The organism is Kitasatospora sp. NPDC090308, assembly GCF_044769485.1.
Classification (GTDB): Bacteria; Actinomycetota; Actinomycetes; order Streptomycetales; family Streptomycetaceae; genus Kitasatospora; species Kitasatospora fiedleri.
This window is the reverse complement of record NZ_JBIVXY010000005.1, coordinates 440,235-455,016: the sequence shown is the minus strand read 5'-3', so window position 1 is coordinate 455,016 and position 14,782 is coordinate 440,235. Positions and strand designations below refer to the sequence as shown.

The following is a 14,782-nucleotide window of genomic DNA, read 5'->3' as shown; positions in this document are numbered from 1 at the left end:
AGAGAAGTTGAGCACCTTCACCGCCCCCAAGGGCACCTACGACCTGCTGCCGCCCACCTCGGCGACCTTCCTGGCGATCCGCGAGGCGATCGCCGCCCCCGCCCGGCGGGCCGGGTACGGCTACATCGAGACCCCGGTCTTCGAGGACGTGAAGCTCTTCTCCCGCGGTGTCGGGGAGTCCACCGACATCGTCACCAAGGAGATGTACAACCTGACCACCCGCGGCGGCGACGAGCTCGCGCTGCGCCCCGAGGGCACCGCCTCGGTGCTGCGCGCCGCCCTCCAGGCCAACCTGCACAAGCAGGGCAACCTGCCGGTCAAGCTCTGGTACTCCGGCAACTACTACCGCTACGAGCGGATGCAGAAGGGCCGCTACCGGCAGTTCTCGCAGGTCGGCGCGGAGGCGATCGGCGCCGAGGACCCGGCCCTGGACGCCGAGTTGATCATCCTGGCCGACGACGCCTTCCGCTCGCTCGGCCTGTCGGACTACGCGCTGCTGCTCAACAGCCTCGGCGACAGGCAGTGCCGCCCGGTCTACCGCGCCGCGCTGATCGCGTTCCTGTCCGGCCTCGACCTGGACGAGGAGACCCGCCGCCGCGCGGAGATCAACCCGCTGCGGGTGCTGGACGACAAGCGCGAGGCGGTGCAGGCCCAGCTCGCCGACGCCCCGATGCTGCGGGACTTCCTCTGCGAGGACTGCAAGGCGTACGACGAGAAGGTCCGCGACCTGCTCACCCGCGCGGGCGTCGCGTTCACCGACGACCCCAAGCTGGTCCGCGGCCTGGACTACTACACCCGCACCACCTTCGAGTTCGTGCACAACGGCCTCGGCGCCCAGTCCGCGATCGGCGGCGGCGGCCGGTACGACGGCCTGTCCGAGATGATCGGCGGCCCGGCGCTGCCCTCGGTCGGCTGGGCCCTCGGCGTGGACCGCACCTTCCTGGCGCTGGAGGCCGAGGGCGTCGCCCTCGACCTGCCGGCCGGCACCGAGGTGTACGCCGTCGCGCTCAGCGAGGAGGCGAAGACCGTCCTGTTCGCCACCGCGGTCGAGCTGCGCCGCGCCGGGGTGGCCACCGACCTCGCGTTCGGTGTCAAGGGCATCAAGAACGCCATGAAGTCCGCCGACCGGTCGGGTGCGCGCTACGCCCTGATCGCGGGCGACCGGGACCTCGCCGAGGGCGTGGTCCAGCTCAAGGACATGGAGTCCGGCGAGCAGACCCCCGTCGCCCTGGCGGCGCTCGTCACCACCCTGAAGGAGAAGCAGCTGTGATCCGCACGCACGACGCGGGCACGCTCCGCGCGGAGCACGCCGGCACCACCGTCACCCTGGCCGGCTGGGTGGCCCGCCGCCGTGACCACGGCGGCGTGGCCTTCATCGACCTGCGGGACGCCTCGGGCACCGTGCAGGTCGTGGTCCGCGACCTGGAGTCGGTGCACGGGCTGCGGTCCGAGTACTGCGTGAAGGTGACCGGCGAGGTCCGGGTCCGCCCCGAGGGCAACGAGAACCCGGACATCCCGACCGGCGCGGTCGAGGTCGTCGTGGAGTCCATCGAGGTGCTGTCCGAGGCCGCGCCGCTGCCGTTCCAGGTCGCCGAGTACGAGCCCGGCTCGGTCAACGAGGAGGTGCGGCTGCGCTACCGCTACCTCGACCTGCGCCGCGAGGGCCCGGCCCGCGCGCTGCGGCTGCGCTCGAAGGTCAACCACATCATCCGCACGGTGATGGAGGAGAACGACTACCTCGACATCGAGACCCCGTACCTGACCCGCTCCACCCCCGAGGGCGCCCGCGACTTCCTCGTCCCGGTCCGCCTCCAGCCGGGCCACTGGTACGCCCTGCCGCAGTCGCCGCAGCTGTTCAAGCAGCTGCTGATGGTGGCCGGCATGGAGCGCTACTACCAGATCGCCCGCTGCTTCCGCGACGAGGACTTCCGCGCCGACCGGCAGCCCGAGTTCACCCAGCTCGACGTCGAGGCGTCCTTCGTCGACCAGGAGGACGTGCTGGCCCTCGGCGAGAAGATCGTCGGCCGGATCTGGAAGGAGGTGCACGGGTACGAGATCCCGAACCCGCTGCCCCGCCTGACCTACGCCGACGCGATGGCGCGCTACGGCTCCGACAAGCCGGACGTCCGCTTCGGCCAGGAACTCACCGACCTGACCGCGTACTTCAAGGGCACCGAGTTCCGGGTCTTCCAGGCCCCGTACGTCGGCGCGGTCGTGATGCCCGGCGGCGCCTCGCAGCCCCGCAAGCAGCTCGACGCCTGGCAGGACTGGGCCAAGGCCCGCGGCGCCCGCGGCCTCGCGTACGTCCTGGTGGACGCCGAGACCGGCGAGCTGCGCGGCCCGGTCGCCAAGAACCTGTCCGAGGAGCACCTGGCCGGCCTGGCCGCCGCCGCGGGCGCCAAGCCCGGCGACGCGGTGTTCTTCGCGGCCGGCAAGAAGACCCCCTCGCAGGAGCTGCTCGGCGCCGCCCGCCTGGAGATCGGCCGCCGCTGCCAGCTGATCGACGAGTCGCAGTGGGCCTTCCTCTGGGTCGTGGACTTCCCGATGTTCGAGCCGATCGAGGACGACAAGGGCGAGTTCCAGGGCTGGCACGCCGTGCACCACCCCTTCACCGCGCCGACCGCCGAGTCGCTGGCCACCTTCGACACCGACCCGGGCAGCGCGCTCTCCAACGCCTACGACCTGGTGCTCAACGGCTCGGAGCTGGGCGGCGGTTCGATCCGCATCCACCAGCGGGACGTGCAGAAGCGGGCGTTCGACGCGATCGGCCTGTCCGAGGAGGAGGCCGCCGCGCAGTTCGGCTTCCTGCTGGACGCCTTCAACTACGGCCCGCCGCCGCACGGCGGCATCGCGCTCGGCCTGGACCGCGTGGTCACCCTGCTGGGCGGCTACGACACCATCCGGGACGTCATCGCCTTCCCGAAGACCTCCACCGGCGGCGACCCGCTGACCGGCGCCCCCACCCCCATCACTCCGGCCCAGCGCCGCGAGGCCGGGGTGGACGCCCAGCCCAAGGCCAAGGACAACGCCAAGGACGCCGCCAAGGCCGGTGCCGGGAGCGAGGCCGAGCCCACCGCCTGACCCCCGCCCCCGGGCGCCCCGCCGAGTTCTGACGGGGCATCACGGAGATCACGATTCGTCCCGGCCCCGGCCGGTGCGCGCCCACCAGGAGTAGGCTGCCACCGCCCGGGGCCGGACCGCTGCACAACGGGGTGCAGGGCGCACGAGGGATCAAGGATGACCGTACGCACCAGAGTTGAACTCCCCACCGACACCGCCGAGACCCGGCGGGTGCACATGGCGGCCTTCCCAGGCCCCGAAGAGGCGGACCTGGTGGACGCGCTGCGCCGCGACGCCGCCTGGCTGCCCGCCCTGTCCCTGGTCGCGGTGGACGAGCGCGAGGTCGTCATCGGCCACGCCCTGCTCACCCGGCTGCGGATCGGCAACGGCCGGGGCCTGGCCCTCGCGCCCGTCGCGGTCGCCCCCGAGTGGCAGCGCAAGGGCGTCGGCACCGCCGTGGTGCGGGCCGCGCTGGCCGCCGCCGCCGAGGCCGGCGAGCGGGTCGTGGTGGTGCTCGGCGACCCGGGCTACTACGGCCGGTTCGGCTTCGCGCCCGCCTCCGGGCACCGCATCACCGGGCCCTTCGACGTCCCCGACGGGCACTTCCAGGCCCTGCCGCTGCCCGGCGCCGACGGCGTCCCGCACGGGGTGTGCCGCTACCCCGCGCCGTTCGTCGAGGTCTGAGCACCCGCCGCCGGGGCCGACCGGCCGCCACCGGTCGCCCGGAACTGCACCTCCAGGTGCAGCCGGCAGGACTCCGCGAACGCCGCCATGGCCGGCGTCTCCGCCCGCCCCGGCGCCCGGAACAGCCCCACCAGGCTCGGCCCCAGCCCGCGCACCGGCAGGCAGCGCACGTCCGGGCGGCTCGCCCAGCGGCCCACCGCGCGCGGCGCGAACCCCACCCCCTGCCCGCAGGCCACCGCGGCCATCCACTCGTCCGCGTTGTGCGCCACCGCCCCGATCCGCACCGGCCGCCCGCCGCGCTCCGGCGCGCCCAGCCAGTACTCCCGCCACACCCCGGCCTGCTCCGGGATCGCCACGAACGGCTCGTCCCACAGCTCCGCCGCGTCCAGCGCGGTCCGGGCCGCCAGCCGGTGGTCGGCCGCCAGCACCGCCCAGCGCTCCTCGGTGCCCAGCGGCGCGTGCGCGTACCGCTCGGCCATCGACGCCGGGGCGTGCCACAGCGCCAGGTCCAGCTCGCCCGAGGCCAGGCCGGAGGACTCGTCGAACCAGTCGTTCTGCCGCAGCCGCACCCGCCAGCCCGGCATCCGGCGGGTGAAGTCCTTCACCACCGCCCGGCCCAGCAGGTTGATCGTCGACCCCTCGAAGCCCACCCGCAGCTCCCCGCCGGCCTCCGCCGCCGCCAGCCTGGTCGCCCGCAGCGCCCCCTCCCAGCCCGCCAGCAGCGCCGCGGCCCGCGCCACCAGCTCCGCGCCCGCCGCGGTCGGCGCCACCCCGGTCCGCGAGCGCCGGAACAGCTCCACCCCGAGCTGCCGCTCCAGCGCCCTGACCTGCCTGGTCAGCGTCGGCTGGCTCACCCCCAGCCGGGCCGCGGCCGCGGTCAGCTGGCCCTCCTCGGCGACCACGGTCAGGTAGCGCAGCATCCGGGTGTCCACATCCATGCCCCCAGGTTATGGACCAAGGCATTGGACCCGGGCCCCGGGGGTGCCGCAGAGTGGTCCGGCCTTCCCCGGCGCGCACGGCACCGGCGGCACGGGGGACCGCCGGTGCCCGCCGGGGAGGGGTGCCCGCGGGCCGCCCGAACTGCGGCGGCGCCCGGCGGCCCTTAGCCTGAGGGATCGTCAGCGTCGGCGACCCGGTGAGCGGAGGGCACACCCGTGGCGGCACCCAGCACAGGCAAGGCGGGCAAGGCGGGCAGGGCGGGCAGCAGCACAGGCAAGGCGGGCGGCGCGGGCAAGGCGGGCGGCGCGGGCAAGGCGGGCGGCGCGGGCAAGGCGGGCAAGAAGCCCGGCCGGGCCGAGCGGATGCCCAGGAAGCTCTACGAGGACGAACTGCTCCGCCTCCAGCGCGAACTGGTCATGCTCCAGGAGTGGGTGCGCACCGAGGGCGTCCGGATGGTGGTCGTCTTCGAGGGCCGGGACGCGGCCGGCAAGGGCGGCGCGATCAAGCGCGTCACCGAGTACCTCAACCCCCGGATCGCCCGGGTGGTCGCCCTGCCCGCCCCCACCGAGCGCCAGCGCGGCCAGTGGTACTTCCAGCGCTACGTCGAACAGCTCCCGGCGGCCGGCGAGATGGTGCTGTTCGACCGCTCCTGGTACAACCGGGCGGGCGTCGAGAAGGTGATGGGCTTCTGCACCGACGAGGAGTACTGGCAGTTCCTGCACCAGTGCCCCACCTTCGAGCGGATGCTGGTCGAGGCCGGCATCCTGCTGCGCAAGTACTGGTTCTCGGTCAGCGACGTCGAGCAGGAGCGCCGCTTCCGCGACCGGCTCCACGACCCGATGCGGCAGTGGAAGCTCTCCCCGATGGACGTCGAGTCCATCACCCGGTGGGAGGACTACTCGCGGGCCAAGGACGAGATGTTCGTCTACACCGACATCCCCGAGTCACCCTGGAACGTGGTCGAGAGCGACGACAAGCGCCGCGCCCGGATCAACATGATCGCCCACCTGCTGTCCACCGTCCCGTACCACGAGGTGGTCAAGCCCGCCGTCGCCCTGCCGCCCCGCCCCGGGACGCGCGGCTACCAGCGCCCGCCGCGGGACCTCCAGAAGTACGTCTTCGACCACGCCGCGACGGTGCTGGCGCAGGCCGGGAAGTAGGGTCGAGCAATGGCGAAGTACTTCGACGTGCACCCCGAGACGCCCCAGCCGCGCACCATCGGCACCGTGGTGGCGAGCCTCCGGGACGGCGCCCTCATCGCGTACCCCACCGACTCCTGTTTCGCCCTCGGCTGTCGCCTCGACAACCGGGAAGCCCTGGACCGGATCCGCACCATCCGGCGGCTCGACGACCGCCACCACTTCACCCTGATGTGCCAGGACTTCGCCCAGCTGGGCAAGTTCGCCCAGCTCGACAACAACGTCTTCCGCGCCGTCAAGGCGGCGACGCCCGGCAGCTACACCTTCATCCTCCCCGCCACCAAGGAGGTGCCGCGCCGGCTGCTGCACCCGAAGAAGAAGACCGTCGGCGTCCGCATCCCCGACCACGCCGTCACCCAGGCGCTGCTGGCCGAACTCGGCGAACCCATGGTCTCCAGCACCCTGCTGCTGCCCGGCGAGGAGGAGCCGATGACGCAGGGCTGGGAGATCAAGGAGCGCCTCGACCACGTGCTGGACGCGGTGGTCGACTCCGGCGACTGCGGGACGGTGCCGACGACGGTCGTCGACTTCTCCGACGGGGTGCCGGAGATCGTCCGCCACGGGGCGGGGGACCCGGAGCGCTTCGAGTAGCCGGAGCCGGGCCCCGGCCGGGGCGGGCTGTCGGAGCGGTCGCATAGGCTCGGGGCGTGGACGAGCCCGACCTTTTCACCCATGCCGCCGAGGAACGCCAGAGCGCCGAGCCGGGGCGCGCCCCGCTCGCGGTGCGGATGCGGCCGCGGACGCTGGACGAGGTGGCCGGGCAGCGGCAGCTGCTCAAGGAGGGCTCGCCGCTGCGCCGGCTGGTCGCCGGGTCGCGCGGCCCGGCGGCCACCAGCTCGGTGATCCTGTGGGGGCCGCCCGGCACCGGCAAGACCACGCTGGCGCACGTGATCAGCCAGGCGGTGGAGGGCCGGTTCGTCGAGCTCTCGGCGATCACGCACGGCGTCAAGGAGGTCCGGGCGGTGATCGAGGGCGCCCGGCGGGCGGTCGGGATGAGCGGCCGGGAGACGGTGCTGTTCCTGGACGAGATCCACCGCTTCTCCAAGGCCCAGCAGGACTCGCTGCTGCCCGCCGTGGAGAACCGCTGGGTCACCCTGATCGCCGCGACCACCGAGAACCCGTACTTCTCGGTCATCTCCCCGCTGCTGTCGCGGAGCCTGCTGCTCACCCTGGAGTCCCTCACCGACGAGGACGTCCGTACCCTGCTGCGCCGCGCCACCACCGACGAGCGGGGCCTGGGCGGCAGCGTGGAGCTGAGCGCGGAGGCCGAGGACCACCTGGTGCGGCTGGCCGGGGGCGACGCCCGGCGGGCGCTGACCACGCTGGAGGCGGCGGCCGGGGCGGTGCTGGAGCAGGGCGGGAAGCTGCTGACCCTGGCGGCGACCGAGACGGCGGTCAACCAGGCCGCGGTGCGCTACGACCGGGACGGCGACCAGCACTACGACGTGGCGAGCGCGCTGATCAAGTCGATCCGCGGCAGCGACGTGGACGCCACCCTGCACTACCTGGCCCGGATGATCGAGGCCGGGGAGGACCCGCGCTTCATCGCCCGCCGCCTGATGATCTCCGCCAGCGAGGACGTCGGCCTGGCCGACCCGACCGCGCTGTCCACCGCGGTGGCCGCCGCCCAGGCGGTCGCGCTGATCGGCTTCCCGGAGGCCCGGATCATCCTCTCCCAGGCGGCGATCGCGCTGGCCCTGGCGCCCAAGTCGAACGCCGCGTACCTGGCCATCGACGCCGCCCTGGCCGACGTCCGGCAGGGCCTGGCCGGCGCGGTGCCCGCGCACCTGCGGGACGCGCACTACGGCGGGGCGAAGAAGCTCGGGCACGGCAAGGGGTACCAGTACCCGCACGACCTGCCGGAGGGCATCGCCGCGCAGCAGTACGCGCCGGACGAGGTGCACGGCAAGGAGTACTACCGGCCGACCAGGCGGGGCGGCGAGGCCCGGTACGCGGACATCGCGGAGTGGACCAGGGCCCGGCTCAAGGGGGAGTGACCGTCCCGTATAGTAGGGGGGTGTGTCCCGGGCCCGGGGTTCCGCGAGGAGCGACCGGCCGCACCAGCGGGGCACCGAACCGGGGCCTCCCGCGAGGGAGTTCCCCCAGGAGCGGCGTGCACCGGCCTTCGGTGTCGCGGGCCTCCCACCACCCTTCCCGGTCGTGGGTGCCCCGTGTGCAAGCACATAGTGCCCGGTCGCGGAGAGCGGCTGACCGTCCGGCAACGGGCGGTTTTTCTCCGGGCCGCGAGAAGCGTCCTCCGTCAACACCTGGTGACAGCCGTATCTGAACAGGAAAAGGAAACATGGCGAACCAGAAGCGCCCCAAGGTCAAGATCGCCCGTGCTCTCGGCGTTCCGCTGACCCCGAAGTCCGTCAAGTACTTCGAGGCCCGCCCGTACCCGCCCGGCCAGCACGGCCGCGGCCGCAAGCAGAACTCTGACTACAAGGTCCGTCTGACCGAGAAGCAGCGTCTGCGCGCGCAGTACGACCTCAGCGAGAAGCAGATGGCGCGTGCCTTCGAGGCCGCCAAGAAGGTCGAGGGCAAGACCGGTGAGGCGCTCGTCGCCCTGCTGGAGGTCCGCCTCGACTCCCTGGTCCTGCGTTCGGGCATCGCCCGCACCATCTACCAGGCCCGCCAGATGGTCGTGCACGGTCACATCGAGGTCAACGGCTCGAAGGTCAACAAGCCGTCGTTCCAGATGAAGCCGGGCTACGTCGTCACGGTGAAGGAGAAGTCCAAGGAGAAGGTCCCCTTCCAGGTGGCTCGTGAGGGCGGCAACGCCGGCGAGGGCCAGACCCCGAAGTACCTCGAGGTCAACCTGAAGGCCCTGGCCTTCCGCCTGGACCGCGCGCCGCAGCGCCGCGAGGTTCCGGTCGTCTGCGACGAGCAGCTCGTCGTCGAGTACTACTCGCGCTGACCCGCGAGCGGAACGCCCCCCCGGTCCTCGGACCGCGGGGGCGTTTCCCGTTCCCCGGGGCCGTCCGCCGCGGGCGGGTCGAGGGCGCGGCGGACGGCGGCGTCCAGGTCGAGCCGGGAGCCGAGCCGGAAGGCCGCCGCGTACTCCTCGCCGCCGAGGCCGGCCCGGGCGCGCCGCTCGCACTCCAGGTGCGGGCCGTTGAAGGAGCGGGAGCCGAAGAACGGGGTGCCGACGGCCCGCCAGAGCCGGTGCGCGGCGCCCTGCAGGACCCGGGCCTCGCGCAGGTCGGCGTCCGCGCCCTCGGTGGCCAGCAGGGCCAGCAGGTCCATCGCCAGCACGATGCCCAGCAGGTCGCGGAACAGGTGGTTGAGCCGCATCGACTCGCGGGCCAGGGTCCGGGCCGTCCGCAGGTCGCCGGCCTGCCGCCGGGCGAAGGCCATCGCGTACAGGCAGTAGCCGTACGCCCACTGCTCGCCGTGCTCCTCGCAGGTCTCCCGGAGCCGTTCGATCCCGGCCCGGCCGCCCTCCTCGTCGCCCTGGAACAGCCGGGCGAGGGCGAGTTCGAACCTGGCCATCAGGACGTTGGAGTTGAGCTCGCCGAGGGTGTCGTAGTGCCACAGCGCCTCCTCGAACAGCTCGGCGGCGCGGGCCGGGTCGTCGCCGATCAGGGCGGCGCAGCCCTGCCGGTGGACGGCGTAGGCCAGCGCCCGGTCGTCGCCGGTGTCCTGGGCCTGGCGGCGGCACTCCTCCAGGGCGGGGCGGGCCCGGTCCAGGTCGCCCTGGAGGGTGGCGAGGTAGCCGGTGACCCAGAGCGCCTTGGCCCGGGCGTCGGTGGGTTCGGGGGCCAGCGCGAGGGCCCGGTCGAGCCAGTGCCGGCCCTCGCCGAGGTGGCCGGTGCCGACCCAGAAGTACCAGAGCGTGCCGGCCAGCACGAGGGCGAGCTGCTCCTCGCCGGGTTCGGCGAGCGAGAACTCCAGCGCGGCGCGCAGGTTGGGGTGGGCGAGCCGGGTGCGGTCGGCGGTCTCGGCCTGCCGGGGGCCGAACCACTCGACCTCGCCCCAGGTGGCGACGCCGAGGTACCAGTCGCGGTGGCGGCGGCGCAGCCGGGGGCCGTCGCCGCCGGCCCGCAGCCAGTGCGCGCCGTACTCGCGCAGGGTGTCGAGCATCCGGAAGCGGACGGCGCCGTCGCCGTCGAGGCGCTCCAGGACGGACTTGTCGACCAGCGAGTCGACCAGCCCGAGCACGTCGTCCGGCTCCAGGCCGCGCCCGGCGCAGACGTACTCGACGGCGTCCAGGTCGAAGCCGGCGGCGAAGACCGAGAGGCGGGCCCAGAGTAAACGTTCCTGCATGGTGCAGAGTTCGTGGCTCCAGCCGATCGCGGTGCGCAGCGTGCGGTGCCGGGGCGGGGCCGTCCGGGCGCCGCCGGTGAGCACCCGGAAGCGGTCGTCCAGCCGGGCCGCCAACTGCTCGACGGAGAGCGCGCGCAGCCGCCCGGCGGCCAGCTCCAGGGCCAGCGGGATGCCGTCCAGCCGACGGCAGAGCAGGGCCACCCCGGCCCGGTTGCCGGCCTCCAGCCGGAAGCCCGGCCGGACGGCCGCCGCGCGGTCGGCGAACAGCAGCATCGCCTCCGGGTCCGGCCCGCCGCCGGCCCCGCCGTCGGCCGCCGCCTCGTACGCCAGCGGGGCCAGCGGCAGCAGGTGCTCGCCCGCGGTGCGCAGCGACTGCCGGGAGGTGGCGAGCACCCGCAGGCCGGGCGCGGCGCGCAGCAGGGCGTCCGCCAGCTCGGCGCAGGCGTCGACCAGGTGCTCGCAGCCGTCCAGCACCAGCAGGGCCCGGCGGTCGGCGAGTTGCTCGACCAGCACGTCCAGCGGCGGGCGGGCGGTGTGGTCGGTCAGGTGCAGCGCCTCCAGCACGGCGTGGCCGAGCAGCAGCGGGTCCTGCACGGGGGCGAGCTCGGCGAGGTGCGCGCCGTCCGGGAAGCCGTCGGCCAGCCGGGCGGCGGCGCGCAGCGCGAGGCGGGACTTGCCGACGCCGCCCGGGCCGGTCACCGTGACCAGCCGGGCCCGGGCCAGCAGGGCGGACAGCTCGTCGAGTTCGGCGGCCCGGCCGACGAAGCTGGTGACCTCGGCCGGCAGCCGGCCCGCCGCCGTGCTCGCCATGGACGCCCCCGCCGCTAGGAAACCCGGAACCCGCCGACCCGCGTTCCGCGAGCCAAACCCCCAACGAGGTGACCTGACGGTAGGTTACGCGCCGGATCCGCCGGTCCGGCCGGGCCGGGGCGGGCCCGCCGGCGGATATACCGGTCGGGGAACGAGCCGCTGTCACGGTAGGGTTCGGTACGAGTTGCACACGTGGGGAATCACTGCCGAGGGAGCGCGCGAAGGTGTCCGTGGGAGAGCTGGCCGGGCTGCTGGTGGCCGTCTTCTGGGCGGTCCTGGTCACCCTGCTCGCCGTGGTGTTGGTGCGGCTGTCCAAGGTGCTGCGGGAGGCCACCGGGTTGGTCTCCGCCGTCACCGAGCAGGCCGTGCCGCTGCTGCGGGACGCGAGCAGCGCCGTGCACAGCGCGCAGGAGCAGCTGGAGCGGGTGGACGAGATCACCGCCAACGTGCAGGACGCGGCGGCCGACGCCAAGGCGCTGTCGTCCACCGTGGCCGCCACGCTGGGCGGGCCGCTGGTGAAGGTGGCCGCGTTCAGCTACGGCGTCCGCAAGGCCGTCTCCCGGCAGCAGGCCGGGCCCGGCGCGGTGCCGCAGCAGGCGGGTGAGCGCGAGGAGTTGGCCCGGCTGATCCGGGCCGAGGTGCGGGCCGCGACGGCGCCGCGCGGCGGGCTGCTGGCCCGGGTCCGCCGGGCCGTGAGGGGCTGACGGCGATGGTGCGCAGGATCTTCTGGATGGCGGTCGGCGCGGGCGCCACCGTCTGGGCCATGAACAAGGCCAACGAGGCGGTGCACCGCCTCACCCCGGACTCGCTGTCCGGCACCGCCGCCCGCGGCGCGCTCCACCTCGGCGACGCGGCCAAGCGCTTCGCCCGGGACGTCCGGGCCGGCATGGACGAGCGCGAGCGCGAGCTGCGCGCGGACCTCGGCCTGGACGGCACGGCGGTCGTCGAGCCGCCCCGCCGCCGGGCGCTGGGCGGGTCGGCCGCCGCCGACGACGGGGCCCGAGCTATCTCGGCGGCCCCGGGCTCCCCGGCCGCCGCCCTGCCCCCGTCGTCGCGCGCACCGCGCCGCACCACCCCCCAGACCCTCGTTGCCAAGCCCCGCCAGCGCGAGCTGCCGGGCCGCACGACCGATCGGAAGGACCCCCACTGATGGAGTCGGCAGAGATCCGCCGCCGCTGGCTGCGCTTCTTCGAGGAGCGCGGCCACACCGTCGTACCGTCGGCCTCGCTGGTCGCCGACGACCCCACCCTGCTGCTGGTCAACGCCGGCATGGTGCCCTTCAAGCCGTACTTCCTGGGCGAGGTCAAGCCGCAGTTCTCGCGCGCCACCAGCGTGCAGAAGTGCGTCCGCACGCTGGACATCGAGGAGGTCGGGAAGACAACCCGGCACGGCTCGTTCTTCCAGATGTGCGGCAACTTCTCGTTCGGCGACTACTTCAAGGAAGGCGCGATCACGTTCGCCTGGGAGCTGCTGACCAGCTCGGTGGCGGACGGCGGCTACGGCCTGGACCCGGAGAAGCTCTGGATCACCGTCTACCGGGACGACGACGAGGCCGAGCAGATCTGGCGGGACGTCGTCGGCGTCCCGGCCGAGCGGATCCAGCGCCTGGGCATGAAGGACAACTTCTGGTCGATGGGCGTCCCCGGCCCGTGCGGCCCGTGCTCGGAGATCAACTACGACCGCGGCCCCGCGTACGGCGAGGAGGGCGGCCCGGCGGTCAACGGCGAGCGCTACCTGGAGATCTGGAACCTGGTCTTCATGCAGTACGAGCGCGGCCACGGCGACGGCAAGGACGGCTTCGAGATCCTCGGCGACCTGCCGAGCAAGAACATCGACACCGGCCTCGGCCTGGAGCGCCTCGCCGCCGTCCTGCAGGGCGTCGACAACCTGTTCGAGATCGACACCAGCCGGATGATCCTCGACCGCGCCGCCGAGCTCACCGGCCACGCCTACGGCGCCGACCACAAGTCGGACGTCTCGCTGCGCGTGGTCACCGACCACTTCCGCACCGCGCTGATGCTGGTCGGCGACGGCGTCACCCCCGGCAACGAGGGCCGCGGCTACGTGCTGCGCCGCATCCTGCGCCGGGCGATCCGCAACATGCGGCTGCTGGGCGCCACCGAGCCGGTCGCCAAGGAGCTGATCGACGTCTCGATCAAGGCGATGGCCCCGCAGTACCCGGAGCTGGAGAGCGACCGCAAGCGGATCGAGACGGTCGTCGTGGCCGAGGAGAACGCCTTCCTGCAGACCCTGCGCTCCGGCACCAGCCTGCTGGACGCCGCGGTCACCGAGACCAGGCAGTCCGGCGGCGCGGTGCTCTCCGGCGAGCAGGCGTTCAAGCTGCACGACACCTACGGCTTCCCGATCGACCTCACCCTGGAGATGGCCGAGGAGCAGGGCCTCCAGGTCGACGAGGCCGGCTTCCGTCGCCTGATGCAGGAGCAGCGCGACCGCGCCAAGGCCGACGCCAAGGCCAAGAAGATGGGCCACGCCGACGTCGCCGCGTACCGCGAGGTCGCCGACAAGGCGGGCGCGTCCGTCTTCACCGGCTACAGCCACACCGAGGGCGAGGCCACCGTGGTCGGCCTGCTGGTGGACGGCGTCCCGTCGCCGGCCGCCACCGAGGGCGACGAGGTCGAGCTGATCCTCGACCGCACCCCGTTCTACGCCGAGGGCGGCGGCCAGCTCGCCGACCACGGCCGCATCCGGCTCGACTCCGGCGCGGTGGTCGAGGTCCGGGACGTGCAGCAGCCGGTGCCCGGCGTGATCGTGCACTCCGGCGGGGTGCTGTTCGGCGAGGTGGTGCTCGGCGCGTCCGCGTACGCCACCATCGACACCGACCGCCGCCGGGCCGTCTCGCGCGCCCACTCGGCCACCCACCTGACCCACCAGGCGCTGCGCGACGCGCTCGGCCCGACCGCCGCCCAGGCCGGTTCGGAGAACGCGCCGGGCCGCTTCCGGTTCGACTTCGGCTCGCCGGCCGCCGTCCCCGGCTCGGTGCTGACCGACGTCGAGCAGAAGATCAACGAGGTGCTGGTCCGCGAACTCGACGTCACCGCCGAGGTGATGACGATGGACCAGGCCCGCAAGCAGGGCGCCATCGCGATGTTCGGCGAGAAGTACGGCGACTCGGTCCGGGTGGTCACCATCGGCGACTTCTCCAAGGAGCTGTGCGGCGGTACCCACGTCGGCAACACCGCCCAGCTGGGCCTGGTGAAGCTGCTCGGCGAGTCCTCGATCGGCTCCGGCGTGCGCCGGGTGGAGGCGCTGGTCGGCGTCGACGCGTACCGGTTCCTGGCCCGCGAGCACACCGTGGTCTCCCAGCTGACCGAGCTGGTCAAGGGCCGCCCGGAGGAGCTGCCGGAGAAGATCTCCGGGATGCTCACCAAGCTCAAGGACGCCGAGAAGGAGATCGAGAAGTTCCGCGCGGAGAAGGTCCTGCAGGCCGCCGCGGGCCTCGCCGAGGGCGCCGAGGACGTCCGGGGCGTGGCCCTGGTCGCCGCCCGGGTCGGTGACGGCACCGGCGCGGACGAGCTGCGCAAGCTGGTGCTGGACGTCCGGGCCCGGCTCGGCAACCGCCCGGCCGTGGTCGCCGCGTTCACCGTCGCGGGCGACCGCCCGCTGACCGTGATCGCCACCAACGAGGACGCCCGGGCGCGCGGCATCAAGGCCGGCGAGCTGGTCCGGGCCGCGGCCAAGACCCTCGGCGGCGGCGGTGGCGGCAAGGACGACGTGGCGCAGGGCGGCGGCACGAACCCGGCCGCCGTCGCGGACGCCGTCGCGGCCGTGCGGGCGCTGGTGGCCGAGCGCGCGTGAGCGAGGAA

General features: G+C 73.8%; 12 protein-coding genes. 10 read left to right on the top strand and 2 right to left on the bottom strand.

The features are described 5' to 3' along the window. Nucleotides 1–7 precede the first annotated feature (7 nt). The 3 genes from hisS to ACIQVD_RS15250 all read left to right on the top strand — a co-directional run bounded on the left by hisS (nucleotide 8) and on the right by ACIQVD_RS15250 (nucleotide 3,744). Nucleotides 8–1,270, top strand: coding sequence for a histidine--tRNA ligase (gene hisS / locus ACIQVD_RS15260; RefSeq protein ID WP_400689533.1), 1,263 nt, complete (start codon nucleotides 8–10; stop codon nucleotides 1,268–1,270). Beyond that, nucleotides 1,267–3,081 carry an aspartate--tRNA ligase gene (aspS, locus tag ACIQVD_RS15255; RefSeq protein WP_400689530.1) on the top strand — a complete coding sequence of 605 codons (1,815 nt, stop codon included), beginning with the start codon at nucleotides 1,267–1,269 and terminating at the stop codon, nucleotides 3,079–3,081. The genes hisS and aspS overlap by 4 nt, the downstream gene beginning before the upstream one ends. A 156-nt stretch (nucleotides 3,082–3,237) precedes the next feature. Next, nucleotides 3,238–3,744 (top strand): GNAT family N-acetyltransferase, encoded by a 507-nt coding sequence (locus ACIQVD_RS15250; protein WP_400689528.1) that lies wholly within the window; start codon nucleotides 3,238–3,240, stop codon nucleotides 3,742–3,744. On the opposite strand, the gene ACIQVD_RS15245 is transcribed toward ACIQVD_RS15250, so the two are convergent. Beyond that, nucleotides 3,717–4,682 carry a LysR family transcriptional regulator gene (locus ACIQVD_RS15245; protein WP_402289327.1) on the bottom strand — a complete coding sequence of 322 codons (966 nt, stop codon included), beginning with the start codon at nucleotides 4,680–4,682 and terminating at the stop codon, nucleotides 3,717–3,719. The two genes, ACIQVD_RS15250 and ACIQVD_RS15245, sit on opposite strands and share 28 nt — an antisense overlap. A 363-nt stretch (nucleotides 4,683–5,045) precedes the next feature. On the opposite strand from ACIQVD_RS15245, the gene ppk2 reads away from it, so the two are divergent. From ppk2 to rpsD, 4 genes are all read left to right on the top strand, one after another. After that, on the top strand, nucleotides 5,046–5,843 hold the full coding sequence (gene ppk2, locus ACIQVD_RS15240; protein ID WP_400689791.1) for a polyphosphate kinase 2: 798 nt from the start codon (nucleotides 5,046–5,048) through the stop codon (nucleotides 5,841–5,843). A gap of 9 nt (nucleotides 5,844–5,852) precedes the next feature. Next, nucleotides 5,853–6,473 (top strand): L-threonylcarbamoyladenylate synthase, encoded by a 621-nt coding sequence (locus ACIQVD_RS15235; RefSeq protein WP_400689522.1) that lies wholly within the window; start codon nucleotides 5,853–5,855, stop codon nucleotides 6,471–6,473. A gap of 56 nt (nucleotides 6,474–6,529) precedes the next feature. Continuing rightward, complete coding sequence (locus tag ACIQVD_RS15230; protein ID WP_400689519.1) at nucleotides 6,530–7,879, top strand: replication-associated recombination protein A; 1,350 nt, start codon at nucleotides 6,530–6,532, stop codon at nucleotides 7,877–7,879. Between the two features lie 305 nt (nucleotides 7,880–8,184). After that, nucleotides 8,185–8,799, top strand: coding sequence for a 30S ribosomal protein S4 (rpsD, locus tag ACIQVD_RS15225; protein WP_033211599.1), 615 nt, complete (start codon nucleotides 8,185–8,187; stop codon nucleotides 8,797–8,799). Here rpsD and ACIQVD_RS15220 read toward each other — a convergent pair. Continuing rightward, nucleotides 8,787–10,958: an ATP-binding protein gene (locus ACIQVD_RS15220; protein WP_402289322.1), complete on the bottom strand. Its 2,172-nt coding sequence runs from the start codon at nucleotides 10,956–10,958 to the stop codon at nucleotides 8,787–8,789. The genes rpsD and ACIQVD_RS15220 overlap by 13 nt on opposite strands. Before the next feature lie 224 nt (nucleotides 10,959–11,182). Between ACIQVD_RS15220 and ACIQVD_RS15215 the strand changes: the two genes are divergently transcribed. From ACIQVD_RS15215 to alaS, 3 genes are read left to right on the top strand one after another with little or no spacing between them, the layout of a single operon-like run. Beyond that, nucleotides 11,183–11,662, top strand: a complete 480-nt coding sequence (locus ACIQVD_RS15215) for a DUF948 domain-containing protein (RefSeq protein ID WP_100835270.1) — start codon at nucleotides 11,183–11,185, stop codon at nucleotides 11,660–11,662. Between the two features lie 5 nt (nucleotides 11,663–11,667). Then, nucleotides 11,668–12,108, top strand: coding sequence for a DUF6167 family protein (locus tag ACIQVD_RS15210; protein WP_400689516.1), 441 nt, complete (start codon nucleotides 11,668–11,670; stop codon nucleotides 12,106–12,108). Continuing rightward, nucleotides 12,108–14,774: an alanine--tRNA ligase gene (alaS, locus tag ACIQVD_RS15205; protein ID WP_402289318.1), complete on the top strand. Its 2,667-nt coding sequence runs from the start codon at nucleotides 12,108–12,110 to the stop codon at nucleotides 14,772–14,774. Before ACIQVD_RS15210 ends, alaS begins: the two co-directional genes overlap by 1 nt. Nucleotides 14,775–14,782: the final 8 nt, after the last annotated feature.

Excerpts from the sequence above, each read along its gene's own strand:
- ACIQVD_RS15250 (WP_400689528.1), top strand. The coding sequence starts at position 3,238 with ATGACCGTACGCACCAGAGTTGAACTCCCCACCGACACCGCCGAGACC.
- ACIQVD_RS15245 (WP_402289327.1), bottom strand. The coding sequence starts at position 4,682 with ATGGATGTGGACACCCGGATGCTGCGCTACCTGACCGTGGTCGCCGAG.
- ppk2 (WP_400689791.1), top strand. The coding sequence starts at position 5,046 with ATGCCCAGGAAGCTCTACGAGGACGAACTGCTCCGCCTCCAGCGCGAA.
- ACIQVD_RS15235 (WP_400689522.1), top strand. The coding sequence starts at position 5,853 with ATGGCGAAGTACTTCGACGTGCACCCCGAGACGCCCCAGCCGCGCACC.
- rpsD (WP_033211599.1), top strand. The coding sequence starts at position 8,185 with ATGGCGAACCAGAAGCGCCCCAAGGTCAAGATCGCCCGTGCTCTCGGC.
- ACIQVD_RS15220 (WP_402289322.1), bottom strand. The coding sequence starts at position 10,958 with ATGGCGAGCACGGCGGCGGGCCGGCTGCCGGCCGAGGTCACCAGCTTC.
- ACIQVD_RS15210 (WP_400689516.1), top strand. The coding sequence starts at position 11,668 with ATGGTGCGCAGGATCTTCTGGATGGCGGTCGGCGCGGGCGCCACCGTC.
- alaS (WP_402289318.1), top strand. The coding sequence starts at position 12,108 with ATGGAGTCGGCAGAGATCCGCCGCCGCTGGCTGCGCTTCTTCGAGGAG.